The sequence below is a fragment of the Streptosporangium sp. NPDC050148 genome (assembly GCF_055586505.1).
This window is the reverse complement of the sequence record NZ_JBVJIA010000023.1, coordinates 77,583-98,556: the sequence shown is the minus strand read 5'-3', so window position 1 is coordinate 98,556 and position 20,974 is coordinate 77,583. Positions and strand designations below refer to the sequence as shown.

Below are 20,974 nucleotides of genomic sequence, written 5' to 3'. Positions count from 1 at the left end.
GGCCCGGGGGTGCGATCGGCCCCGCAGGACCGGCGGGACCGGCCGGAGCGATCGGTCCCGCGGGACCGGCGGGACGCGCGACCGTTCTCAGCGCGCCGAAGGTCGTGACCGTTCCGGGACCGAGAGGACCGGCGGGTCCGGCGGGTCCGGCGGGGCTCAGAGGACCGGCCGGGCCCGCGGGTCTCAAGGGGGCGACCGGGCTCAGAGGTCCGGCAGGACCGGTGGGTCCCAAGGGGGCGGCAGGAGTCTCGCAGCCGGTCCAGCCGGTCGCATGCTCCGGCATGTCCGTCGCTCCCGCGGTCTCCGCGATCCGGCTGACCCCGGTCAGCCCCGTCTGTTCGGTCGGATCCATCGCCTCGATCGGTCCCGGCTACTCGATCGTCTCGGACGGATCCATCGGGTCGATCGACCTGACCGGCCCCGCCGGTCCGATCGGTTTGATCAGCCCGATCGGTTCACTCGGCTCGCTCGGGTCCATCGGGTTCGCCGTACCGGCCGGCCACTCCGGATCGGCATGCTCCCTCGGTGTCGCCGGGTACACCGGGTACGCCGGCCGGCCGTGCTCGGCCGGTTCCGTCGGCCTCGCCGGGGCCTTCGGCCTCGGCACGGCGGTCTGCGCTCCCGACACCAGCATGATCACCGCTCTCACCGGTACGGCGAAGCCGTCGATCATGTGCGTTCCGTAGGTCCGCACGGGCGCCGCGCGGGCGGGACCGCGGCCCACCGGCCCGTGGGTACGGGCCGCCGGATCCGCACACCGGCGTACGTGCCACCGGGCCCGTACGCCGGTGGCCCGGCCCCGCGACGGGTGAGGGCAGGAACGAGAACGGGATGTCGTGCCCGATGACCGTCGGGCACGACACCCCCGCCGGGGTCGCGCGCTCATCGAGCGGCGCTCAGCCGCCCGGCGAAGTCCTCCGCGATCTCCAGGAGGCGGGCGCGGGAGGAGGTCGTGGTCTGCACGTCGATGAACACCTCGTCGGCTCCCACCTCCCTCGCGGCCAGGATGTACTCGCTGACCTGCTCCACGGTGCCGACGTGCGGCGCCCGGTCCTTTTCGGCCGGTCGCGCGGTGATCTCCGCGTTGACCCGCATCACCAGGCGCAGTCCTGAGGGGTCCCGGCCCGCCTCCTCGGCGGCCCGGCAGACCATGCCCCACAGCGCCTTCAGGTACGGCAGCGGCATGGCGACCCCGAGCCAGCCGTCGGCGCGCCGCCCGACCCGTTCGAGGGCCGAGGGGGTGAAACCCGCGAGCAGGATCGGCGGGCGCGGCCTCTGGAACGGTTTGAGGTCGACGTGCGAGGGGGGCACCGTCCACAGCGGTCCCCGATGCTCCACCACCTCCGAGGTCCAGACCGACTCCATCAGGTCGAGGGTCTCCTCCAGCCTGGCTCCCCGGGCCGCCCACGGCACGCCCGCCGCGGCGTACTCGTCGCGCAGCCAGCCCAGGCCGATGCCCACGTCCAGCCGTCCGTGGCTGAGCAGGTCCAGCGAGGTCAGGCCGCGCGCGAGCAGGACGGGCGGATGCCACAGCGCGTTGAGCGTGCTGGTTCCCAGCCGTACCCGGCGGGTGTTGAGCGCGGCGATCGTCAGCGCCGACAGCGGGTCGAAACTCGTCGCGTACTCGGGCGGCATCACGCCGTCGCCGCCCAGGTAGCGATCGCTGGGCGAGAGGGGCCGGAGGATGCGGTCACCGGCCCACAGGCTGTCGTAGCCCATGGTCTCCAGCGTCCCGCTGACCTCGCCGATGAGGTCGGGGTCGGCGTGGACCCCGAACTGCGGTACCGCGAACCCGATGCGCATGGACGGTCACCTCTCCTGTCGCCGGCCCCGCGAACGGGATCGTCCACGTCCGGGCGGACGACGCGATCTCAGGCGGCCGTCCCATCGGCCGGGCCGGTTCCCTCGCCCACGATCCGTCACCCTCTCACCCCGCCGACGCGGCGCGCACCAGGCGGAGCTGGCCGATCTCGGCGACGTTCTTCATCAGTTCGGCGTTCACCCAGGCGACCATGTGCGCGACGGTCAGCTCGGGGGCGTCCTGCCACGGGAACGGCGCGGTGGCGTCCAGGTCGGTGTCGGTGAACCCGTCCAGCACCGCGAGCCACTCCGTACGGAGGCCGCGCAGCCATTCGACGGCCGACTCCCGGTCACCGGGCCATTCGATGTCCTCGCGCGGGCGCGGCGTCCTTTTCCGGGCGTGGTCGATGGCCGTCGACCACCACCAGCCGACATGCCAGCCGATCCAGCCGATCGTGGGGACCGGGACGGGGTCGGGCTCGGACTCCTCCCAGTCCGGCCTCCACACCCCGTCGGCGCCGGGGCGTACCGTCCAGCAGAGGGAGGCGGGCTCCCACAGGACGTCCTCCTCCGTCAGCCGGTCCAGGTGGAACTCGAACAACGACCAGGTCAGGTCGAACTGCCAGCGCAGCACGTCACGGCGAGAAACAGGCATCGGGTGACCCTGCCACACGCCCCCCGTCCCCCGGCAACCGGTTTTCGGCCGCTGCGAGGCCGCTGAGGCCGCTGTGAGACCGCTGTAAGGTCGGGCGGAAAGGGCCGGAAGGGCTGGAAGGGCCGGAAGGGCGGGAAAGGCGGAAATCGCCTCGGCCGGGCGACGACCCGTGTGCGACGATCCTCATATGCCGATCGATCAGCATCTGCTCGTGCTCTTCACCGTGACCACGATCATCGCCATGATCACCCCCGGCCCGGACATGCTGTTCGTCCTGGGGTGCGGGATGCGCGGGGGCCCGCGTGCCGGGCTGTTCGCCACGGCCGGGGTGGCGACCAGCGAGGCCGTGCACGTCGCCGTGGCCGCCGTGGGGCTGGCCGCGCTCTTCGAGGCGGTGCCGACCGCGTTCACGGTGGTCCGCATCGTCGGGGCCGCGTACCTGATCTACCTGGGTGTCCAGATGATCCGTAAGCGCAAGGAGGGGCAGCTGGACACGGCGGCCTCCGGCGAAGGGATGTCGGGCCGCCGGGCGTATCTCAGCGGCCTGATGACCAACCTGCTGAACCCGAAGATGGTCACCTTCACCATCGCCTTCCTGCCCCAGTTCGTCAACCCGGCCCTGGGCCGGGTGTGGCTGCAGTTCGCGATCCTCGGGACGATCCTGATCGTGCTGGAGTTCATCGTCGACGGCGCGGTCGGCGTGCTCGCGGGCCGGATCGGCGGGTGGCTGCGCCACCGGCCGGCCGCTCGCCGCCGCATCGACGTCGCGACAGGAGGGATCTTCGTCGGCCTGGGGGTGAAGCTGGCCGTCGAGCGGTGACCTCCCGCCGCCCCTCCGGCATCGTCCTCCTGGATCCCGGCCGAACGCGCCGGGGAGCGAACGGGAGAGGTCAGGCGCGGCGGAGGACGGCCTGGGCCGCCGTGAGACGTTCCACCTCGTCACCACCGGAACCGTCACCGGAGCCGCTCACGGAACCGTCATCGGAGCCGCTCACGGAACCGTCGCCGGAGCCGCTCGCGACGTCGTTCACGGAACCGCTCGCGGAGTCGCCCGCGACGTCACTCGCACAGCCGCTCGCGGGCCCCGGGTCACCGCCCCGGGCGCCGTCCGGGACGCCCGTGACCTCGTCGGCCCACGCCAGCAGGCGGCGCAGGTGGGGGTCGGTGCCGGACGTCACGACGCGGGCGCTGCCGACGACGACCTCCCCGCCGGTCCCGTCGACGGTGACGAACGTGCCCTCCGGGACGGTACGCCCACCGGCCCGCACGCAGGCGGCGGCGACGTCGACCGTGAGGTCCGTGGCTCCCACGACGGCGGGCTTGCCCATCGCCCGCGCGACGACGGCGGCGTGACTGGCCGGTCCGCCACCGGCGGTGACGACTCCCGCGGCCGCGGCCAGGCCGTGCATGTCGAGCGGGGAGGTGTGCGGGCGCACCAGGATGACCGGGCCGGTGGCGGCCATCCGCACCGCCCGGTCGGCGGTGGTCGCCACCCTTCCGGCCGCGACGCCCGGACAGGCTCCCGTGCCCCGGACCAGTACGTCGGTCGCGCCGGTCACCTCCATCCGGGGGGTGCGGGCGTGTCGCAGGTGCCGCGGGGAGACACGGAGCAGCGCGTCGTGGCGGCCGATGACGCCCTCGTCGGCGAGGTCGACCGCGGCGCGGACGGCGGCGCGCCCGGAGAGGCCGCCGGCCCGTACCTGCAGCACCCACAGCTCGCCCGCCTCGAAGGTGAACTCCACGTGGCAGGCGTCGCGGTAGTGCTCCTCGATCCGGTTCAGGGCCCTGAGCAGGTCGTCCCACACCCGCGGCTCCCGGTCGGCCAGATCGGGCAGCGGCCGGGTCGCCGAGCGCCCGGAGACGACGTCCTCGCCCTGGTGGCCGAACAGGACCTCGCCGAACGGGACGTTCTCACCGGTGTTGGGGTCACGGCTGAACGCGACACCGGTGCCGCTGCGGTCGTCGCGGTTGCCGTACACCATGGCCTGTACGACGACGGCCGTGCCGAGGTCGTGCGGGATGCCGTGCAGCTCGCGGTAGGTCCTGGCGCGCGGCGTGTCCCAGGACGAGAACACCGCCCTGACGGCCGGCTCCAGCTGACGCGCCGCGTCGTCCGGGACCGGTTCACCGGCCCGTTCGCGGACGAGGGCCTCGACGCCCCGGATCGCCGCGGCCAGGCGCGCCTCCTCGCCGACGCCCTCACCGACACCGACGCCACCCCCGACACCGTTGCCACCCCCGCCCCCGACCCCGACACCGTCACCACCCCCGGCGCCCCCGCCCCCGCCTTCGACGCCGACGCCCCGGCCGGTGGCCCGGCGCACGACGGCCTCCAGGCTCTCCGGCCCCACGCCGAAGACGGCCGAGGCGTAACCGGACAGGAACCGCAGGCGCGCGTCGAGGGCGAACCGCGGCTCACCCGTCTCGGCCGCCAGCCCGGCCGTGGTCCCGGTCGTGAGGCCGACGTTGAGGATCGTGTTCATCATGCCGGGCATCGACACGCTGCCGCCCGAGCGGACCGACACCGTCAGCGGCCGCTCGGTCCCGCCGAGGCGTCGTCGCGTGGTGGCCTCAAGTCCCGAGACGGCGGCCGCCAGCTCGGCGTCCAGGCCCTCGGGGAACCGCCCGTCACGAAGAAAGGCGCGGCACGCCCCGGTGCCGATGACGAACCCGGGAGGTACGGGCAGGCCGAGGCGGCGCAGCACGACGAGGCCGTACCCCTTGCCGCCCAGGACGCTCGCGGTCTCCCCGGCCTCCGCCGAGATCGGGTGAATCCAGGCCATCGAGGTAGCATATCGACGTGCCGAACCCGCCCCACGCGACCAGCGTGGACCTGTTGACACTCCACGCGCTCCGCTGTCTCGGGTTCGTCGACCTCTCCCGCGTGTCCGAGGCGACGGGGCTGTCCGAGTCCGACGTCGAGTCCGAGCTGATCGACCTCGCCGTGGCCGGCCTGGTCACGCGTACCCCGGGTGACTTCGGCGGGTGGGGGCTCACCGAGGCCGGCCGCGCCGCCGACACCGAGCGGATCGCCGCCGAGCTGGACGCGGCGGGCACCCGCGCCACGGTGTCCAGGGTGTACGACGACTTCCTCGTGCTCAACCCGGAGCTGCTCGACCTGTGCACGGCCTGGCAGATGCGGTCCGCCGACGGTGCCGTGACCCTCAACGAACACGACGACCCCGCCTACGACGCCCGCGTCCTGAACCTTCTCGGCGACCTCGACCGGCGTGCCGAGATCGCCTGCGCGGACCTGTACGCGACGATGCTCCGGTTCCGCAGGTACCGGACCCGGCTCGCCGACGCGCTCACCCGCGCCAGGGCCGGTGAGCCGCGGTACGTGACGGACGACCTCGCGTCCTACCACAACGTGTGGTTCCAGCTCCACGAGGACCTGCTCGTCACCCTGGGCATCCCCCGCCACTGAGCCGGCCGTCTCCCCTCCCGCCGACCGGGTGCGGCGCGTACGAGGACCATGCGTACGAGAACCACGCGCACGAGGAGCGCGTGAGCGAGGACGGTGCGTACGGGGACCGCGGATTCCTTACTTTCGTCGGTGTCGGCGGCGACCGGGAACGCGGCAGGCTGACGCCATGATCGAATTCAAGGGCGTCTCGAAGCGGTACGGGGACAAGGTCGCCGTGGACCGTCTGACCGTCACGGTCCGCCCCGGGCACATCACCGGCCTTCTCGGGCCGAACGGCGCGGGGAAGTCGACGTCGATGCGGCTCCTGCTCGGCCTGGACCGGCCGACCTCGGGAGAGGTCACGATCGGCGGCATCCCGTACGCGCGGTTGCGGAACCCGCTGCGGGTCGTGGGCGCGCATCTGGACGGCCGTGCCGCCCACCCGGGGCGGACGGCACGTTCGCACCTCCTGGGGCTGGCGCGCTACAACGGCATTCCCGCCCACCGGGTCGACGAGGTTCTCGACGAGGTCGGGCTGACGGCCGTCGCCCGCAGGCGGGTGGGCGGTTTCTCGCTGGGAATGGGACAGAGGGTCGGCATCGCGGCCGCTCTCCTCGGTGACCCGCGGATCCTGGTCCTCGACGAGCCGGTCAACGGCCTCGACACCGACGGCGTGCGGTGGATGCGCGGGCTCCTGCGGAGGTTCGCCGCCGACGGCCGTACCGTCCTGGTGTCCAGCCATCTCATGGCCGAGATGCACCAGACGGCCGACCGCGTCGTCGTCCTCGGCCGGGGCCGCCTGCTCGCCGACTGCCCCGTCTCCGAGCTCACCGCGGGCGCGGAGAACGGTGTGATCGTACGGACCCCGGCGGGCCTCGACCTCACCGCGTTCACCCGGGCGTTGCGGGCCCGTGGCATGACCCCGGAGACGTCGGGCCCCTGCGAGCTGACCGTCGGCGGCGGGTCCGCGGAGGCCGTCGGAGACATCGCCTTCGCCCATCGCGTCCCGCTCCACACCCTCGCGACGGTACCGATGACCCTCGAACAGGGGTACCTGCGGCTCGTCCAGGACGACGTGGAGTACACGACCGCTACGACAGGGGGAACGGCGGCATGATCGGCGCGTTGAGAGCGGAGTGGGGCAGGACCTGGTCGATCCGGTCGCCCTGGTTCTGCCTGGCGGGTGCGGTGCTGACCGTGGTGGGCATCGCCGGCACGCTGGTGAACGACTTCGTCCACGGCCTCGGCACCGGTGAGCACGGCACGGCCGACACGATGGCGGCGAGCGACGCCGCAGGACCCGCCGTCCAGTTCGGCCTCGTGGTGTTCGCGGCGTTCGCCATGATCACGATCACCTCGGAGTACGCGACCGCCGGCATCCTGGCCACGTTCCAGGCCGAGCCCCGGCGGGTCCTCGTCCTGGCCGCCAAGGCGGCGGTCGCGGCCGGTGCCGGCCTTCCCGCGGGGGCGCTGGCCGGTTGTCTCGCCACGGCGCTGGCACACCTGACGCTGGGCGGGCACGCCGCACCGACGTCCGAGGTGGCGGCCGTCACCGGCCTTCGTGCCGGAGCGCTGTTCGCGGTGAGCGCCGTCCTGGTCGTGGCCCTCGGCGCGCTGATCCGGAGCGCGGTCGGCACCCTCGCGGTCGCGGTCGTGCTGCTCGTCGGCACGCTCGCGCTGCCGTCGGTCGCCGCCTGGACACCGGCGGGGGCCGTCTCGGAGTTCCTCGGAGCCGGTCAGGGCACGTATCCTCCGATCGCGGGGCTGCTGGTGGTCGCCGCCTGGGCCGCGGCGCTCTTCGCCGGCGCGTCGTGGGCTCTGACCCGGCGTGACGCGTGATCCGACCCGGCGGACGCGTGACGCGGCCCGGCGTGACGCGTGATCCGGCCCGGCGTGACGCCAAGGAGGGAGCGCACATGCGCCTGTCCGCTCCGCGCGGCGGCGGCGTCCTCCTCGGGCTCGGCGTCGCGGCCGAGGTCGCCGTCGTCGGTTACTGGGTCGCGTCGGCGAACACCCTCGTCCTCCTCGGCGCGCAGGCACTGCTCGCGCTCCTCGCGGCCTGCCTCGGCCTCGTCGTACGGTTCCGGCGGATCAGCCGCGACCTTCACGCGCAGACGATCGAGGCCGTCGCGGCTCAGGAACGCTCCCGCATCGCCGAGGACATGCACGACACGCTCGGCCACCACCTGAGCGTCATGGCACTCCGGGCGGGGGCGTTGCAGGTCCACGCCGAGGGGAGGGCGGCGGACACCGCCGCCGCCCTGCGCCGGGACGCCGAGCGGGCGGTCGAACAGCTCCACGAGATCCTCGGCGTGCTGCATCCCGGCCGCCTGACGTCCCGGGAGGAGCACGACGACATCGAGGCCCTGCTGCACCGGGCGATCGACGCCGGCGCCGAGATCGTCCACACCGGGGTGCTGGGCGATGACCACCCCGCTCCGGTCCGGCGCCACCTGTACCTGATCCTTCGCGAGGCTCTCACCAACGCGACGCGGCACGCCCCGGGACGGGTGATCCACGTCGACGTCGGCACGACCCCGTCCGGCAGCGTCACGGTCACCGTACGGAACGATCTCCCGGCGGACACGGTCACCGTACGGAACGATCTCCCGGCGGAGCCGGACCTGCCGCCCGGGCGGCCCGACAGGGCGCCACGCGGGATCGCCTCGCTGGAACGGCGGATCTCCGCGATCGGCGGCACCGTCGAGGCGGCGGCCGGCCAGGGCGAGTTCGTCCTCGTCGCGTCGCTCCCGCACCGGCCTCGCCCGGCGGCGGGCCCGCCGCGGTCCTTCGCGCGGCGTTCCCCCCTGCTGGTGCTCCTGCGAAGGACGCTTCCTCCCGCGCTCGCCGCGATCGCCGCCCTGGTGGCCTTCTACGGGTGGTCGGTCCACGACACCACCATGGAGGAGACGGATTTCGCGCTCGTCTCCGCCGGGATGAGCGAGGCGGAGGTGGCTCCCCTCCTGCCGCCGCTCGAAGCCGTCGTCCGCCTGGTACCGTCCCCGCCCCGTCCGGTCGGCTGGCGATGCGACCACTACACCGACGGGAACTTCCCGCTCGGCCTGGCGACCTTCGAGATCTGCTACCGGGGCGGAACCGTGGTCCGCACGACCGACCTGCGGCGCCGGTCGTGGATGTGATCCGCGTCCTCGTCGCCGACGACGAGCCCGTCGTCCGACGGCAGATCCGGGACATCCTGTCCAGCGCCCCCGACATCGCCGTCACCGCCGAGACGTCCACCGGACCGGGCACCGTCGCCGCCGTCTCGGCCCGGGAGCCGGACGTCGTGCTGATGGACATCCGCATGCCGGGCGGCGACGGGCTGTCCGCGGCGGAACGGATCCGCGAGGACCTTCCGGAGCAGGTCATCGTCATCCTCACCACCTTCGGCGAGGACGCCTACGTCGACCGTGCCCTCCGGCTCGGCGTGAACGGCTTCCTCCTCAAGTCCGGGGACCCGTACGAGCTCATCAACGGCATCCGGGCGGCCGCGGCCGGTGGCGCCTGCCTCTCGCCCCATGTCGCCGCCCGGCTCATCCGCAGGCTGCCCCGTCCCGCCGGACCGCGACCTCCCGGGCACGGTGCCCTCGCCGGGCTCACCCCCGGTGAGCGCCGGATCCTGGTCTCCCTGGCGCGGGGCAGGTCCAACGCGGAGATCGCGGCGGAACACTTCCTCACCGAAGGCACCGTCAAGGGCTACGTCAGCGCGATCTTCGTCCGTCTCGGTGTGCGGAACCGGGTCGAGGCGGCGATCCTCGCCCACGAGTCGGGGCTTCTCCGCTGAGCCGAGGGACCCGCCGGGCGGCGCGGTCCGCCCTACGCCTTGGCTCATGATCACCGTCTGGAACCGGCTGCGGGCACGGCGTTCACCTGCGGCCGTACCCGGGCTGCGCGGGACATCGCCCAGATCCTGGTCAGCACGAGCACGCTCCATCGCGACATGGGCGCCGCGGGCGGCGGTCCGCCCGCGGCGCGGGCGTCGGGTTCCTCGGACCGTACGACGAGCGCTCAGCCGCGCTGCCCCGGACGATCGACGATCACCGACGACAGCAGGGCCGTCCTCCACACCGCGCCCTTGTGGAAGGCGGGCTCGCTGTCGCCCAGGAACTCGTCGCGCAGCCAGACCGTCTGCTCCCCCAGGTAGCGGTAGGTGCCCGGGTCGAGGATGAAGTAGCGGCGTGAGGCCTGGTCGCCGGGCTCCTCCTTCCACAGGCCCAGGCCGGCGCGGCCCGCGGCGTCGACGACGCCCTGCTCGATCCGGACGCCCGGGATGCGCGCCAGGGCCCGGAACAGGGTCGCCTCCAGCCGCGGTGGCATCGAGCCGTACCTGCTGAGATAGAGCATGATCACCCGGTAGGCGCGGGCGTCGTCCGGTTCGGCGTTCTCCGGGCCGCTCTCCTCCCGGGGGTAGTCGATCCAGTGGCGGTCGCCGGTGACCTTGGCCAGCAGCTTCTCCGGGTCGGTCGGCAGCTCGCGGAGCTTGGCGTCGTACTGCTGCGGTGACAGGTCGTCGTCCCCAGGGTCCGGGGGGACGTCCTCGACGACCAGTTCGCCGTTCTCGTCGAAGCCGGCGCTCTGCGCGCCGTCGTAGCGCATCCATCCCTCCCGGGTCTCGACCGTGTCCGAGTTCGGCTGCTTGTCCAGCGTCCTGGTGTACTGCCACTGCGTCGGCAGGGGCGTCCGGTCGCCCTTCCGCCTGCCCGCCACCTCGGCGGCGCGGGCCAGCACCACGTCGGAGTCGAGCCGGACGACCGGCGGCAGGCTCACCGGGTCGGGGGCGGGCGGTTCCGGCCGCAGGACGGTCACGGCGAGCACGGCGAGCACGGCGGTGACCCCCGCCGCCACGCCGACGAGCAGGCGGCGCCCCGGTGCCCACCTGTTCCGCCGCATCCGCGTCAGCAGCCGCCGCCGCTCCTGGACGACCCAGTCCCGATCCGGCTCGGGGACCTCGGCACGCCACTCGCGCAGCGATCGCAGGTCATCCATCGAAAGACTCCTCTCGGGTCGTCACGGGGTTGGAACCACCGAGGGCCCGGCGCGTCCTGGCCCTGGCCCGGTGCAGGCGTGATCTGACGGTGCCGACCGGGATGTCCAGCGCGCGGGCGACGTCCTCGTACGACATGTCGGCCCAGGCCACGAGGAGCAGCACCTCCCGGTCGCCGGGGGACAGCTTCGCCAGTGCCGCCGCCAGCCCGGCCTGCTGGGCGGCGACCCGGTCGTCGACGCGTTCGGCGTAGGGCTCGGCGATCTCGTCGACGCCGCTGCGGACCAGCGCCCGGTAGAACCGGACCTCCGTCCTGCGGTGCCGGCCGATGAGCCGGGCGGTGATGCCGTACAGCCAGGGCCGCGCGTCGGGATGGGCCGCGTCGTAGCGGTGGCGGCGCCGGAAGGCGGTCAGGAAGGCGTCGGAGACGATGTCGTCGGCCAGGGAGGACCCCAGCCGCCGGGCGACGTAGCGCCGCAGGGCGGGCGCGTGCCGGTCGAACAGGTCGGCGAACGCCTCCGGGACGCTCTCCGAGCGCCGTATCAGCTCGGCGTCGTCGACCCTGCCGGATTCCTCAGTGATCACATGGTGCTCCCGTCCCCGTGCGTCGATCACCCGGCTTTCACCCGTACGGACGGCGAAGGTTCGCGGTACGGCGTGTGACCTACGTCACATGTTCTTGTGCGGGCGGGTCTCCGGCCGCGCGCAGGCGGCGGGCGCGGGATTCGAGATAGCGGCGTTCGGCGAGGCTGGCGGTGCCGCGCGCGGCCCTGCCGTAGTGCTCACGGGCGGACGCGAGGTCGCCCGTCTTCTCCAGCAGGTGGGCGCGGACGGCGTGCAGGCGGTGGTGGCCGGCCATCCGGTCGTCGCCGTCGAGGGTGGCCAGCAGGCCGAGCCCGGCCTCGGGCCCCTCGATCTCGGCCAGCGCGATCGCCCGGTTGAGCGTGACCATCGGGTTGGGCGCGACCCGTTCGAGGATCCGGTACAGGACGTGGACCTGCCTCCAGTCGGTGTCCTCGGCCCGCTCCGCGCTCGCGTGGGTCGCCGCGATGGCCGCCTGCAGCCGGTACGGCCCGAGAGGGGGCCGCGCCATCGCCCCGGTGACGAGGCCGACGCGGGAGTCGACGCCCATACTCATCGAGCCTGGACCCATCGCCTCGGTGACGAGGGCGACGCCCTCGGCGATCAGGTCGCCGTCCCAGAGGGTGCGGTCCTGGTCGGCCAGGGGGACCAGGTCCCCCGAGGGGGTGACGCGCGCCGCGCGGCGCGCGTCCGTCAGGAGCATGAGGGCCAGCAGCCCGGCCACCTCGCCGTCCTCGGGCAGCCGCCGGTGGACCATGCGGGTCAGGCGGACGGCCTCGTGGGACAGGTCGGTGCGGTGCAGGTCGCCGCCCGAGGTGGCGGTGTACCCCTCGTTGAAGATGAGGTACAGCACGTGCAGCACGACGTCCAGCCGCTCCTGCCACTCGTGCGGCGCGGGCATGGCGAACCGGCTCCCCGCGGCCCTGACCCGCTGCTTGGCCCGGCTGATGCGGGCGGCCATGGTGGCCTCGGGGACGAGGAACGCGTGGGCGATCTCGGCGGTGGTCAGGCCCCCCACGGCCCGCAGGGTGAGGGCCGTCTGGGACGCCGGGGTCAGCGACGCGTGACAGCACAGGAACAGCAGCGTCAGCGTGTCGTCGACGTCCGGGACCTCGGGCTCGGTCTCCTGCGCGACGACCCTGATCTCCCGGGCCCTGCGGGCGCTGTCGCTGCGGGCCTGGTCGACCAGCCTGCGCGAGGCGATGGTGACCAGCCAGCCGCGAGGGTTGTCCGGGACGCCCTCGGCGGGCCACTGGACCGCCGCGGCCAGGACGGCCTCCTGCACGGCGTCCTCGCACTCCTCGAACCGGCCGTGGCGGCGCACGAGCACGCCCAGGACCTGCGGCGCCAGCTCGCGCAGCAGGTCCTCGGTCGCGTGTTCGCCGGCCGTCACACGTCCAGCCGCCCGGCGGAGAACATGACCGGCCGCACCTCGATGCCCATCCCCTCGACCTCGGCGTCGGGGATCAGGGCGGCCAGTTCGAGCGCGCGCTCCCTGCTCTCGCAGTCGATCAGGTAGAAGCCGCCGAGGTACTCCTTGGCCTCCAGGTAGGGCCCGTCGGTGACCACCGGCCGACCGCCGCGGACCCGCACCACGGCGCTCTGCGACGGGTCGGCCAGCCCCTGCGTCATGATCATTTCACCGGACGCGGTGACCGTCTCCATGAACGTGGAGTGGCCGTTCATGACCTCGTTGCGCTCGTCCTCGGTCAGAGACTCCCAGACCGCCGGGTTCATGTGCATGTTCAGTACGAACTTCATCTCGTCTCTCCCGTCGTCCCGGACCCCGGTGGGTCCTTCCACCGGATGGTCGGAGCCGGCGCCCCCGTCTTGACATCGGCCGGGCGTGCTTCGGGACGAGATCCTCCACCCGATGCCGCGGCACCTGGTCACCGCCATGACATCACGTCACCGCCGGGGCATCACGTCACCGCCAGGGCATCCCGGAGCCGTGCCCCGGACGGGGATCGTACGACGGCCCGCCGCACGGTCGTGTTGATGACCGCGGGGCGATCGGGCAGTGTGTCGGCATGATCGAACGTGTTCCGGACTGCCTCGAGGTCCGTGTCACCGCCGCGAGCCGTCAGGAGGCCGACCTGATCTGCGCGGCGGTGGTGGAGCGCCGGTTGTCGGCCGACTGCCAGATCATCGCGCCGGTCGAGTCGGCCTACTGGTGGGCCGGGGAGGTCCAGCGCTCAGGCGAGTGGCTGCTGCTCATGAAGACGACCACCGGGCGGTTCGAGGACCTGGCCCGGTGCGTGCGGGAGCTGCACTCCTACGAGGTGCCGCAGATCGTCGCCGTCGCGCTCGTGGCCGGTACGGCCGACTACCTGGAGTGGATCAGACGGGAGACGGCCCCGCGGCCCGGCGCGTAGCGGCTTCGCCGGGCGGTCCCGGAGGTGTGACCCGGCGCGCGGCGTCACCGTCGGGCGGTTCCGGAGGCGTGTTCAGGCGCGCGGTGCCGCCGTCGGGCGGTCCCGGAGGCGTGGCCGGTGCGGGCCGTCCGAGACCGGTGAGGGCCGTGAGGGCGGAGGCGGTCTCCGCGTCGGCCGGCAGGAACGCCTCCATCCGCAGCTCGGCGACGGTGACGTCGACCGCGGTCCCGAAGTGGGTCAGCGTGGTCAGCAGCCGCAGCTCGCCGCCGCCGAGGCGGAGCCGCAGCGGGACGGCGAAGCCGAGGTGATCCGGTCCGGGGTGGCGGGGTCGCTCCGGGACCAGCGCGGTGAGCTCGGTGAGCAGCTCCGAGAGCCGGTCGCGGGGATTGCGCACCGCCTCCAGCCGCAGGTGGTCGATCACGTGCCAGGCCCACACGTCCAGGTTGACGATCCGCGGCGCCATGCCCCGGAGGTCCAGGAACAGGCGGGGGACGCTGAGGGGCGGCGCGAGCAGCGGGGGCGCCACCCCCTCGGTCAGCGCCCAGAACGCGTCGTTGGCCGAGACGAGGTCGCTGTGCCGGTCGACGATCACCGCCGGGTACGGCTGGTGCCCCCGCAGGACGCCCTCCAGCGCGGTGCGGACCGGCCGGAGCACGGGATCGCCGAGCCGGGTCTCCGGGTAGGCGGGCGCGTAGCCCGCGGCCAGCAGCAGCGCGTTCCGCTCCCGGAGCGGGATCTCCAGCGACTCGGCCAGCCGTACGACCATGGCCCTGCCGGGCACCGACCGGCCGCTCTCGATGAAGCTGACGTGCCGCTGCGTGGTCCCGGCCCGCAGGGCGAGGTCCAGCTGGCTGACGCCGCGGCGCCCGCGCCACTCGCGCAGGACGCCGGCGAGCCCGTCGCGTTCCGAGGTACCGGTCACCGCACCCTGTCTAACGCAGCGAACGGCGTACGGCCATTCCCCGGAGGGAATTGCCGGGCCGTCGTGTCGCGCCCAGGATCGGCGGTGTTCACGAACACGTCACCCCGAGGGAAGAACGGTGAGCCGGCGGGCGCCGGCCTGGAGGTCCTCGTCCTCGACGAGGACGGCCGGATCCTGACCGACCACCAGTTCATCGAGGCGTGAGCCCGCCGATGTCGGGTGAACCGGCCGCCCGCGGGGTGATCATGCGCTCCTACCGGCTGGAGGGACCCGGGTCCGCCGGCGGGATCGTGCCGCGTGAGGAACCGGTACCGACGCCGAAACCGACCGACGTCCTCGTCCTCGTCCGCGCGGTCTCGCTCAACCGGCGCGACGCGCTCATCCCGCGGCGGTGCTACGCCCTGCCGTCGGTGCCCGGCGTCGTCCCGGTCAGCGACGGGGCAGGGAAGGTCGTCGCCGTCGGCGAGAAGGTGACGCGTTTCGCGGTGGGCGACCGGGTCGTCGGCGCCTACTGGCCCCGGTGGCACGACGGCAGGCCGAGGCCCGAGCTCCTCGACCAGTTCGGCTGCACCCTGGACGGCATGCCGGCCGAGTACGCCCTCCTCTCCGGCCCGTGCACACCGTTCTCTCTCCTCGCCCGCCCCGAGACCGGTGAGGACGAGTGACGTGGATCAGGTCCGTGAACCGTGAAAGCGAATCGGAGGATCGGACGATAAGAAGCGACCGTCGATCGTCGCGGAAGGATGACCATGCCGGGGAGACCATCGTGAGCGCATGAGGACGATCATCGCCCGCGGGACCGTCACCGGGCGCAGACCCGTTCGGACCGTTCGGACCGTCTGGCGCAGGCGGTACTTCGTCGAGAATGTATTCATCGCCACCGGGACCCCGACGAAGGCGGAGGAGGCCATGGCCCTGCGGTTCGAGCATCGCGGCACCGAGATCGACGCGAGCGTCGTCGACCGCGTATGGCGCACCCGCAGCGACGTCGAGGGCACGATGACGTCCGCGGCGCGCACCTGCCCGCATGTGATCCTCTCGCGGACGCGGGGACGCCTGTTCGTCGGCCTCCGCGGGCCGGAGACGAGGGCGACCACCGCACCGGTCCCGCCGGACACCGAGTTCCTCGGGATCCGATTCGCACTCGGCGCGGTCCTTAGGCCGCATCCCGCGGCCTCGATCACCGACGGGTACGTGCCGTTCCCGGTGACCGGCTCGGGCAGAGTCGTCATCGGCGGCGAGGAGTGGGAGGCGCCGACGTACGAGAACGTCGAGCACTTCGTCCTGCGACTGCAGGACGCGGGTCTGCTGGTGCGGTCGCGCCTCGGGGACGAGCAGCACGTCGCCGGGCGTCCCGGGGCCGGCCCGACCAGACGTACCCTTCAGCGTCGCCACCGGGCGATCACCGGGCTGTCGCAGACCGCCGTGACGCAGATCGACCGCGCGAACGCCGCCGCCATGATGCTGGGCGACGGCCACGACTGGCACAGGGTCGTCGAGACGCTCGGGTACTTCGACCAGGCCCACCTCGCACACGCGCTACGTCGCTACGTCGGGTGCACCGCGCGCGAGCTGCAGGCGGGCGACCATGCCGCGATGTCGTTCCTGTACAAGAGGCACCCCGGGCCCGGCAGCTAGTGTCCGCCTGCGGGCCGCCCCCCGGCCCGCCGTCCGTGACCCGAATCCGGTTGGAGAACCGTGCTGCTCAGCGTCAACACCTTCGTCAGTCTCGACAACGTCATGCAAGGACCCGGAGCCCCCGACGAGGACCGCTCCGACGGCTTCGACCGCGGCGGGTGGCTCGTCCCGTACGCCTCGGCGCACACCACCGAGGTCGTCGAGGGCTGGTTCCGTGAGGCCGACGCGTTCCTCTTCGGCCGCACGAGCTTCGGCCTGCTCGGCGGGTACTGGTCGAAGGTCACCGATCCCGACGACCTGATCGCCACGAAACTCAACACGCTGCCGAAGTACGTCGTCAGTTCGACGCTGACCGACGAGGAGGCCGACTGGAGCCCGACGACGGTCCTGCGCGGTGACCTGGTCGACGAGGTACGCCGCCTCAAGGAGCTCCCCGGCAGGGAGCTCCAGGTCCACGGAAGCTGGCAGCTCGTGCAGGCGCTGCACCGGGCAGGACTCGTCGACGTCCACCGGCTGCTCCAGTACCCGGTCGTCGTCGGGACGGGGAAGCGCCTGTTCCCGGACGGATCGACGCCCGCGACGTTCGCGACCGTCGAGGAGAGCTCGCGCGTGCTGCCCGGTGGCGTCGTCTCGCTGACCCTCGACCCCGTGAGCCGCGGCGCGCTCTCCGCGGGCGCGTACACCGTGGACGAGGGACGCTCGGCGACGGTCCTCGGCTGATGCCGATCCCCGATCGGCACCGCGAGATCGAGCACGTCGACCGGTACACCGGTACGCCGGCAGGGGGTCACCACGGCACCGGGTCGGCGTCGTCGAAGAAGCCGCCGGTGGGACCGTCGGCCCCGAGGGTCGCCAGCCGTACGACGACGGCCGCGCCCTGGGCGGCGGTGCGCCGGACGGGGAACCCGGTCGGCCTGGTGAGGTCGGTGTCGCACCCGCCGGGGTCGGCGGCGTTGACGAGCACACCGGCCTCGCGGAGGTCCTTGGCGTACTGCACGGTCAGGGCGTTGAGCGCGGTCTTGGAGGTGGCGTACGCGGCCGATCCCGGCAGCCAGGCCATCGATCCGCCGGGAGCGTGGGCGGTCAGCGAGCCGACGCCGCTGGAGACGTTGACGATCCGCGGGGCGGGAGAGCGCGACAGCAGGGGCAGCAACGCGTCGGTCACCGTGATCACGCCGAAGACGTTGGTGTCGAACACCGCCCGCACCGTGTCCAGGTCGGCGCTGCCGGGTGACTGCCCGGCGAGGCTCCCGGTGACACCGGCGTTGTTGACCAGGATGTCGAGACGGCCGAAACGCCGCTCGACCAGCGCCGCGGCGGCCGTGACCGTGTCCGGGAGGGTGACGTCGAGCGTGACCGGGTGGGCGTCGCCGCCGGTGGCGCGCAGCGTCTCGGCCGCCTCCCGGCCCCGGTCCGGGTCCCGGGCCGCGACCAGAACGGTCGTCCCCAGCGCGGCGAGCCGGGCGGCCGTCTCGTACCCGATGCCCTTGTTCGCGCCGGTGATCAGAGCGATCTTCGAAATGGAGCCGGTGGTGTCCTTCATGGTCAGACCTCACCACGGGCGGCCACGGAAGACCATGATCGATCCGGTCATGAGCTATACCGTGGGTGTATGGACGGGTTGGAGGCTCGCGAGCTGGCCTACTTCGTGGCGGTCGCCGAGGAGCTGAACTTCAGCCGGGCGGCACAGCGCCTCGGTATCGCGCAGCCGCCCCTCTCCCGGGCCGTCAAGCAGCTCGAACGCCGCCTGGGCGTCGTGCTGCTGGAGCGGACCAGCAGGAAGGTCGCGCTCACCGCGGCGGGACAGGTGCTGCTCGACGAGGGCAGGCGGGCCCTGGCGGCACTGTCGGCGGCCGCTCGCCGCGCCCGGCGGGCAGGTGGCCCCGACCCTCGGCTGACCCTGGTGATGAAGGCCGTCGGCGACGGTGGCATGCTGCCGGACATCCTGGCCGCCTACGCGAAGGAACCGGACGCGACAGAGGTCGAGGTGCTGTTCTGCGGCTTCGGCGAGCAGGCGGACCTGCTGCGGAGCGGGTCCGCCGACGTCGGGCTGCTGCACGGCCGGCCGGACCTGACCGGACTCGACTCCGAGGACCTGCTGGTCGAACGCCAGGTCGCGGTGATGCCGGTACGGCACCGGCTGGCCGGACGGACGGCGGTGACCCTGACGGACCTGGACGGCGAGGTGACGCCGCGCTGGGCGGGTCTGCCCCAGGGCGGTGACGGTCCCGAGGTGCGTGACGCCGGGCAGCTGATGCAGCTGATCGCCATGGGGCGGACCGTCGCCGTCCTGCCGGAGTCCGCCCGCGCCTACGCCGGTGGCGACGTGGTGTGCGTGCCCGTGCTCGACGCGCCGCCGACGACGATGCTGCTCACGTGGCCGGAGCAGAGCCGTTCCCCGGCACTCGCCGCCTTCGTCAGGACGGCGACCGGCGTCGCGGCCCTGCGGACGTCGGACGTCCGCCCCGTTCCCGACCACGCGAAACCCATGCACTCGCGCATCTCGCTCGGACCGGGGTGAAGCCGGAAGCGCCACTCCTCCCAGGTCGGGAAGGCTGCGAGGCCCGCCGCCACCGTCCAGGCCGCCATCGCCGGTCGCGACACCGCAGGAGAGTTCGGCAAGGCGGTCCTTCCACAGGCGGGGACACACCCTATCGATCTTGAGGTAACACACGCCGGCGTCCGGCCGGGATCGTGAAGAGATGTCCTGAACGGCGGAACCCGCCCTCCTCGCCGTGGCTACAGCGAGAGTTGAAGCACGGCAGAACTTCCTCGGTCAGGTGCTCTCAGGGCATGGAGAACCACCCCGCGCAGGCGGGAGTGGGTTCGAAGACGTCCTGACACGACGCCCGCCACATGGAACTCCGAGCGCTGGACCGCGGCGCGGGCAACCTCCTCGCGCTCCGGCGGCGTACAACGGGTGACTGTTGTCTGAGGGAGGCCTGTGAATGGCGGATCGATCGGAATACGACGCGTTCGTTGCGGCGGCGTGGCAACGGTTGCTCCGCACCGCCTATCTGCTGACCAGGGACTGGGCGGTGGCCGAGGACCTGGTGCAGACGGCGCTGATGAAGGCGTGGCTGGCCTGGCCGCGTCTGGGGAACGAACGCGAGGCGTACGTCCGCAGAATCATCGTCAATGTGCACGTGTCGTGGTGGCGGCGGCGCTGGCGACATGTGGAGGTCACGACCGGATCACCTCCCGACCGGACACAGGCGGCCGACGACATGGGGCGGGCCGATGAGCGCGAGATCGTCTGGCAGGCGCTCGGACGGCTGCCCGCCCGGCAGCGGGCCGTGGTGGTGCTGCGGTTCTTCGAGGACATGACCGAGGCCCAGACCGCCGAGACGCTGGGGTGCAGCGTCGGGACGGTCAAGAGCCAGACCAGTAAGGCACTGACCAAGCTACGGGTCGACGACTCGTTCACATCCACGTTCGTGACAAGGAGGTAGGGCTCATGCCCATCGACCGGCGAGATCTCCGTGATCTTCTGGAGGAGCGCAGCCGTACCGCGGTCGAGCGCCCGGTCCCGTGGGAGTCGCTGCGCACACGGGTGCGTGACGCCCGGCGCCGCCGCTTCGCCTCCGTCACCGCCGTCGCCGTCGCAGGCGTCGCGGCCGTGGCGGTCGTGGCGTGGGGGAGTCTTCTGAACCCGCGTGGACCCGGCGAGGACGACCGGATCACCGCGTCCGTCGCGGACCGGATCCCGGTTCGGTTCCAGGAGGCGGACGGGACGGTCTACCGCAGGGTCGCCACGGCGACGCTCGACGCCTCCCGTAAGAAGTCGGTGACGTTCGACGTGGAGACACGCGGCAAGCCTCTGGCCGTCCTGGCGGACTGCTCGACGGGGTCGATGTTCATGATGCCGCACATCACCGTACGCGTGACGGGCGTGTCCAAGGCGTTCACCCTGTCGCCCGTGCCCTTCATGTGGCCCGGCTGCCGGAAGAACAGGCCGGTCGACGTGATGCCGCTCCCGGCCGGGACGCGCCGGGCGACGTTCACCGTCGAGGTCCCCAAGAGGTCCGAGGACGTCGCTCCGCACGAGCGCCTGGAGAGGTGGCGGTTCGGCGTCTACGAGTGGACGCCCCCCGCCACGATGAAGGCCGCGTCGCCGCCGGCCGAGCCACCCGCGGTTTTCGCGGGGCGGCCACCCGAGTTCAAGCTGATCACGAAGAAGAGCGCCGTCTGGCCGGCCGCCCGCGAGGTGACGGTCACCGTGCCGAACACGGGTAGGCCGATGGCCTTCATGGCGTACTGCGGAGACGACATCACCGACCGCCTCATCAGTGAGGTCCGGGTGAACGGCCGCCTGATCAAGGCTTCCCCCATCTGCTCCGTCGCGCCCACCTACCGTGGAGGCGGGTACACCCGCTTGGGCAGGCCGAATCCGCGCAGCCAGAAGACGGTGACCATCCAGGTCCGGCTGGTGGCGAAGATTCCCGAGTATCGGCAGCGGCCGGGGACGCTGACGGTGGCCGTCTACGAGAGTCCTCGGTGAACTCGGATCCGGCCGGGCAGCAGCGGCGTGGGCACGACCGCGGGCATCGTGAACGCCGGTGCCCGGACGAAGGTGCCCGCCCGCGCCCGGGACCGGGGTCGAGGTCGAGGT

Annotated in this window: 23 protein-coding genes; 14 read left to right on the top strand and 9 right to left on the bottom strand. The window is 72.8% G+C overall.

What is annotated here, in order from left to right; all coding sequences use genetic code 11:
* Positions 1–281 precede the first annotated feature (281 nt).
* On the top strand, positions 282–686 hold the full coding sequence (locus tag ACZ6RT_RS25250) for a hypothetical protein (RefSeq protein ID WP_470156524.1): 405 nt from the start codon (positions 282–284) through the stop codon (positions 684–686).
* Positions 687–882: 196 nt separating this feature from the next.
* On the opposite strand, the gene ACZ6RT_RS25245 is transcribed toward ACZ6RT_RS25250, so the two are convergent.
* A complete protein-coding gene (locus tag ACZ6RT_RS25245; protein WP_399197213.1) occupies positions 883–1,803 on the bottom strand; it encodes a TIGR03619 family F420-dependent LLM class oxidoreductase in 921 nt (306 codons plus the stop codon).
* 124 nt (positions 1,804–1,927) lie between these two features.
* Entirely contained in the window at positions 1,928–2,455 is a 528-nt protein-coding gene (locus tag ACZ6RT_RS25240; protein WP_399197212.1) for a DinB family protein, read from the bottom strand.
* A 187-nt stretch (positions 2,456–2,642) separates the two neighbouring features.
* On the opposite strand from ACZ6RT_RS25240, the gene ACZ6RT_RS25235 reads away from it, so the two are divergent.
* Positions 2,643–3,275 (top strand): LysE family translocator, encoded by a 633-nt coding sequence (locus tag ACZ6RT_RS25235; protein WP_470156522.1) that lies wholly within the window; start codon positions 2,643–2,645, stop codon positions 3,273–3,275.
* 70 nt (positions 3,276–3,345) lie between these two features.
* Here the strand turns inward: ACZ6RT_RS25235 and ACZ6RT_RS25230 are convergent, their stop codons facing one another.
* The gene (locus ACZ6RT_RS25230; RefSeq protein ID WP_470156520.1) at positions 3,346–5,238 is read right to left on the bottom strand and encodes a pyruvate, phosphate dikinase; all 1,893 of its coding nucleotides are present in this window, start codon (positions 5,236–5,238) and stop codon (positions 3,346–3,348) included.
* A gap of 44 nt (positions 5,239–5,282) precedes the next feature.
* Here ACZ6RT_RS25230 and ACZ6RT_RS25225 point away from each other — a divergent pair, with 44 nt between their 5' ends.
* The 5 genes from ACZ6RT_RS25225 to ACZ6RT_RS25205 all read left to right on the top strand — a co-directional run bounded on the left by ACZ6RT_RS25225 (position 5,283) and on the right by ACZ6RT_RS25205 (position 9,645).
* The gene (locus ACZ6RT_RS25225) at positions 5,283–5,882 is read left to right on the top strand and encodes a transcriptional regulator (protein ID WP_470156518.1); all 600 of its coding nucleotides are present in this window, start codon (positions 5,283–5,285) and stop codon (positions 5,880–5,882) included.
* A 166-nt stretch (positions 5,883–6,048) separates the two neighbouring features.
* On the top strand, positions 6,049–6,978 hold the full coding sequence (locus ACZ6RT_RS25220; RefSeq protein ID WP_399197207.1) for an ATP-binding cassette domain-containing protein: 930 nt from the start codon (positions 6,049–6,051) through the stop codon (positions 6,976–6,978).
* The gene (locus tag ACZ6RT_RS25215; RefSeq protein WP_470156516.1) at positions 6,975–7,700 is read left to right on the top strand and encodes a hypothetical protein; all 726 of its coding nucleotides are present in this window, start codon (positions 6,975–6,977) and stop codon (positions 7,698–7,700) included. The genes ACZ6RT_RS25220 and ACZ6RT_RS25215 overlap by 4 nt, the downstream gene beginning before the upstream one ends.
* Before the next feature lie 77 nt (positions 7,701–7,777).
* Positions 7,778–9,001 (top strand): sensor histidine kinase, encoded by a 1,224-nt coding sequence (locus ACZ6RT_RS25210; RefSeq protein ID WP_470156514.1) that lies wholly within the window; start codon positions 7,778–7,780, stop codon positions 8,999–9,001.
* A complete protein-coding gene (locus tag ACZ6RT_RS25205; protein WP_470156513.1) occupies positions 8,992–9,645 on the top strand; it encodes a response regulator transcription factor in 654 nt (217 codons plus the stop codon). The genes ACZ6RT_RS25210 and ACZ6RT_RS25205 overlap by 10 nt, the downstream gene beginning before the upstream one ends.
* Before the next feature lie 224 nt (positions 9,646–9,869).
* Here the strand turns inward: ACZ6RT_RS25205 and ACZ6RT_RS25200 are convergent, their stop codons facing one another.
* From ACZ6RT_RS25200 to ACZ6RT_RS25185, 4 genes are all read right to left on the bottom strand, one after another.
* On the bottom strand, positions 9,870–10,847 hold the full coding sequence (locus tag ACZ6RT_RS25200) for a CU044_5270 family protein (RefSeq protein WP_399197203.1): 978 nt from the start codon (positions 10,845–10,847) through the stop codon (positions 9,870–9,872).
* Entirely contained in the window at positions 10,840–11,430 is a 591-nt protein-coding gene (locus ACZ6RT_RS25195; RefSeq protein ID WP_399197201.1) for an RNA polymerase sigma factor, read from the bottom strand. The genes ACZ6RT_RS25200 and ACZ6RT_RS25195 overlap by 8 nt, the downstream gene beginning before the upstream one ends.
* 79 nt (positions 11,431–11,509) lie before the next feature.
* Complete coding sequence (locus ACZ6RT_RS25190) at positions 11,510–12,820, bottom strand: RNA polymerase sigma factor (protein ID WP_470156510.1); 1,311 nt, start codon at positions 12,818–12,820, stop codon at positions 11,510–11,512.
* Positions 12,817–13,188, bottom strand: coding sequence for a YciI family protein (locus tag ACZ6RT_RS25185; RefSeq protein ID WP_399197199.1), 372 nt, complete (start codon positions 13,186–13,188; stop codon positions 12,817–12,819). Before ACZ6RT_RS25185 ends, ACZ6RT_RS25190 begins: the two co-directional genes overlap by 4 nt.
* A 269-nt stretch (positions 13,189–13,457) precedes the next feature.
* On the opposite strand from ACZ6RT_RS25185, the gene cutA reads away from it, so the two are divergent.
* Entirely contained in the window at positions 13,458–13,802 is a 345-nt protein-coding gene (gene cutA, locus ACZ6RT_RS25180; RefSeq protein WP_399197198.1) for a divalent-cation tolerance protein CutA, read from the top strand.
* Here the strand turns inward: cutA and ACZ6RT_RS25175 are convergent.
* Positions 13,768–14,724, bottom strand: a complete 957-nt coding sequence (locus tag ACZ6RT_RS25175) for a helix-turn-helix domain-containing protein (protein ID WP_470156508.1) — start codon at positions 14,722–14,724, stop codon at positions 13,768–13,770. The genes cutA and ACZ6RT_RS25175 overlap by 35 nt on opposite strands.
* Before the next feature lie 212 nt (positions 14,725–14,936).
* On the opposite strand from ACZ6RT_RS25175, the gene ACZ6RT_RS25170 reads away from it, so the two are divergent.
* The 3 genes from ACZ6RT_RS25170 to ACZ6RT_RS25160 all read left to right on the top strand — a co-directional run bounded on the left by ACZ6RT_RS25170 (position 14,937) and on the right by ACZ6RT_RS25160 (position 17,082).
* On the top strand, positions 14,937–15,389 hold the full coding sequence (locus ACZ6RT_RS25170) for an alcohol dehydrogenase catalytic domain-containing protein (RefSeq protein ID WP_470156507.1): 453 nt from the start codon (positions 14,937–14,939) through the stop codon (positions 15,387–15,389).
* Positions 15,390–15,498: 109 nt separating this feature from the next.
* Entirely contained in the window at positions 15,499–16,362 is an 864-nt protein-coding gene (locus tag ACZ6RT_RS25165; protein ID WP_470156505.1) for a helix-turn-helix transcriptional regulator, read from the top strand.
* 60 nt (positions 16,363–16,422) lie between these two features.
* Complete coding sequence (locus ACZ6RT_RS25160; protein ID WP_470156503.1) at positions 16,423–17,082, top strand: dihydrofolate reductase family protein; 660 nt, start codon at positions 16,423–16,425, stop codon at positions 17,080–17,082.
* 67 nt (positions 17,083–17,149) lie between these two features.
* On the opposite strand, the gene ACZ6RT_RS25155 is transcribed toward ACZ6RT_RS25160, so the two are convergent.
* Positions 17,150–17,905, bottom strand: a complete 756-nt coding sequence (locus ACZ6RT_RS25155) for an SDR family oxidoreductase (RefSeq protein WP_470156501.1) — start codon at positions 17,903–17,905, stop codon at positions 17,150–17,152.
* A 69-nt stretch (positions 17,906–17,974) separates the two neighbouring features.
* Between ACZ6RT_RS25155 and ACZ6RT_RS25150 the strand changes: the two genes are divergently transcribed.
* From ACZ6RT_RS25150 to ACZ6RT_RS25140, 3 genes are all read left to right on the top strand, one after another.
* Positions 17,975–18,883: a LysR family transcriptional regulator gene (locus ACZ6RT_RS25150; protein WP_470156500.1), complete on the top strand. Its 909-nt coding sequence runs from the start codon at positions 17,975–17,977 to the stop codon at positions 18,881–18,883.
* Positions 18,884–19,310: 427 nt separating this feature from the next.
* Positions 19,311–19,814, top strand: coding sequence for a SigE family RNA polymerase sigma factor (locus ACZ6RT_RS25145; RefSeq protein ID WP_470156498.1), 504 nt, complete (start codon positions 19,311–19,313; stop codon positions 19,812–19,814).
* A gap of 5 nt (positions 19,815–19,819) precedes the next feature.
* Positions 19,820–20,863, top strand: a complete 1,044-nt coding sequence (locus ACZ6RT_RS25140) for a hypothetical protein (protein ID WP_470156496.1) — start codon at positions 19,820–19,822, stop codon at positions 20,861–20,863.
* Positions 20,864–20,974: the final 111 nt, after the last annotated feature.

What these genes read in the sequence shown, in the direction of transcription:
- ACZ6RT_RS25250 (WP_470156524.1), top strand. Translation starts at nt 282, where the DNA reads ATGTCCGTCGCTCCCGCGGTCTCCGCGATCCGGCTGACCCCGGTCAGC.
- ACZ6RT_RS25245 (WP_399197213.1), bottom strand. Translation starts at nt 1,803, where the DNA reads ATGCGCATCGGGTTCGCGGTACCGCAGTTCGGGGTCCACGCCGACCCC.
- ACZ6RT_RS25240 (WP_399197212.1), bottom strand. Translation starts at nt 2,455, where the DNA reads ATGCCTGTTTCTCGCCGTGACGTGCTGCGCTGGCAGTTCGACCTGACC.
- ACZ6RT_RS25235 (WP_470156522.1), top strand. Translation starts at nt 2,643, where the DNA reads ATGCCGATCGATCAGCATCTGCTCGTGCTCTTCACCGTGACCACGATC.
- ACZ6RT_RS25230 (WP_470156520.1), bottom strand. Translation starts at nt 5,238, where the DNA reads ATGGCCTGGATTCACCCGATCTCGGCGGAGGCCGGGGAGACCGCGAGC.
- ACZ6RT_RS25220 (WP_399197207.1), top strand. Translation starts at nt 6,049, where the DNA reads ATGATCGAATTCAAGGGCGTCTCGAAGCGGTACGGGGACAAGGTCGCC.
- ACZ6RT_RS25215 (WP_470156516.1), top strand. Translation starts at nt 6,975, where the DNA reads ATGATCGGCGCGTTGAGAGCGGAGTGGGGCAGGACCTGGTCGATCCGG.
- ACZ6RT_RS25210 (WP_470156514.1), top strand. Translation starts at nt 7,778, where the DNA reads ATGCGCCTGTCCGCTCCGCGCGGCGGCGGCGTCCTCCTCGGGCTCGGC.
- ACZ6RT_RS25200 (WP_399197203.1), bottom strand. Translation starts at nt 10,847, where the DNA reads ATGGATGACCTGCGATCGCTGCGCGAGTGGCGTGCCGAGGTCCCCGAG.
- ACZ6RT_RS25185 (WP_399197199.1), bottom strand. Translation starts at nt 13,188, where the DNA reads ATGAAGTTCGTACTGAACATGCACATGAACCCGGCGGTCTGGGAGTCT.
- cutA (WP_399197198.1), top strand. Translation starts at nt 13,458, where the DNA reads ATGATCGAACGTGTTCCGGACTGCCTCGAGGTCCGTGTCACCGCCGCG.
- ACZ6RT_RS25170 (WP_470156507.1), top strand. Translation starts at nt 14,937, where the DNA reads ATGTCGGGTGAACCGGCCGCCCGCGGGGTGATCATGCGCTCCTACCGG.
- ACZ6RT_RS25165 (WP_470156505.1), top strand. Translation starts at nt 15,499, where the DNA reads ATGAGGACGATCATCGCCCGCGGGACCGTCACCGGGCGCAGACCCGTT.
- ACZ6RT_RS25155 (WP_470156501.1), bottom strand. Translation starts at nt 17,905, where the DNA reads ATGAAGGACACCACCGGCTCCATTTCGAAGATCGCTCTGATCACCGGC.
- ACZ6RT_RS25150 (WP_470156500.1), top strand. Translation starts at nt 17,975, where the DNA reads ATGGACGGGTTGGAGGCTCGCGAGCTGGCCTACTTCGTGGCGGTCGCC.
- ACZ6RT_RS25145 (WP_470156498.1), top strand. Translation starts at nt 19,311, where the DNA reads ATGGCGGATCGATCGGAATACGACGCGTTCGTTGCGGCGGCGTGGCAA.
- ACZ6RT_RS25140 (WP_470156496.1), top strand. Translation starts at nt 19,820, where the DNA reads ATGCCCATCGACCGGCGAGATCTCCGTGATCTTCTGGAGGAGCGCAGC.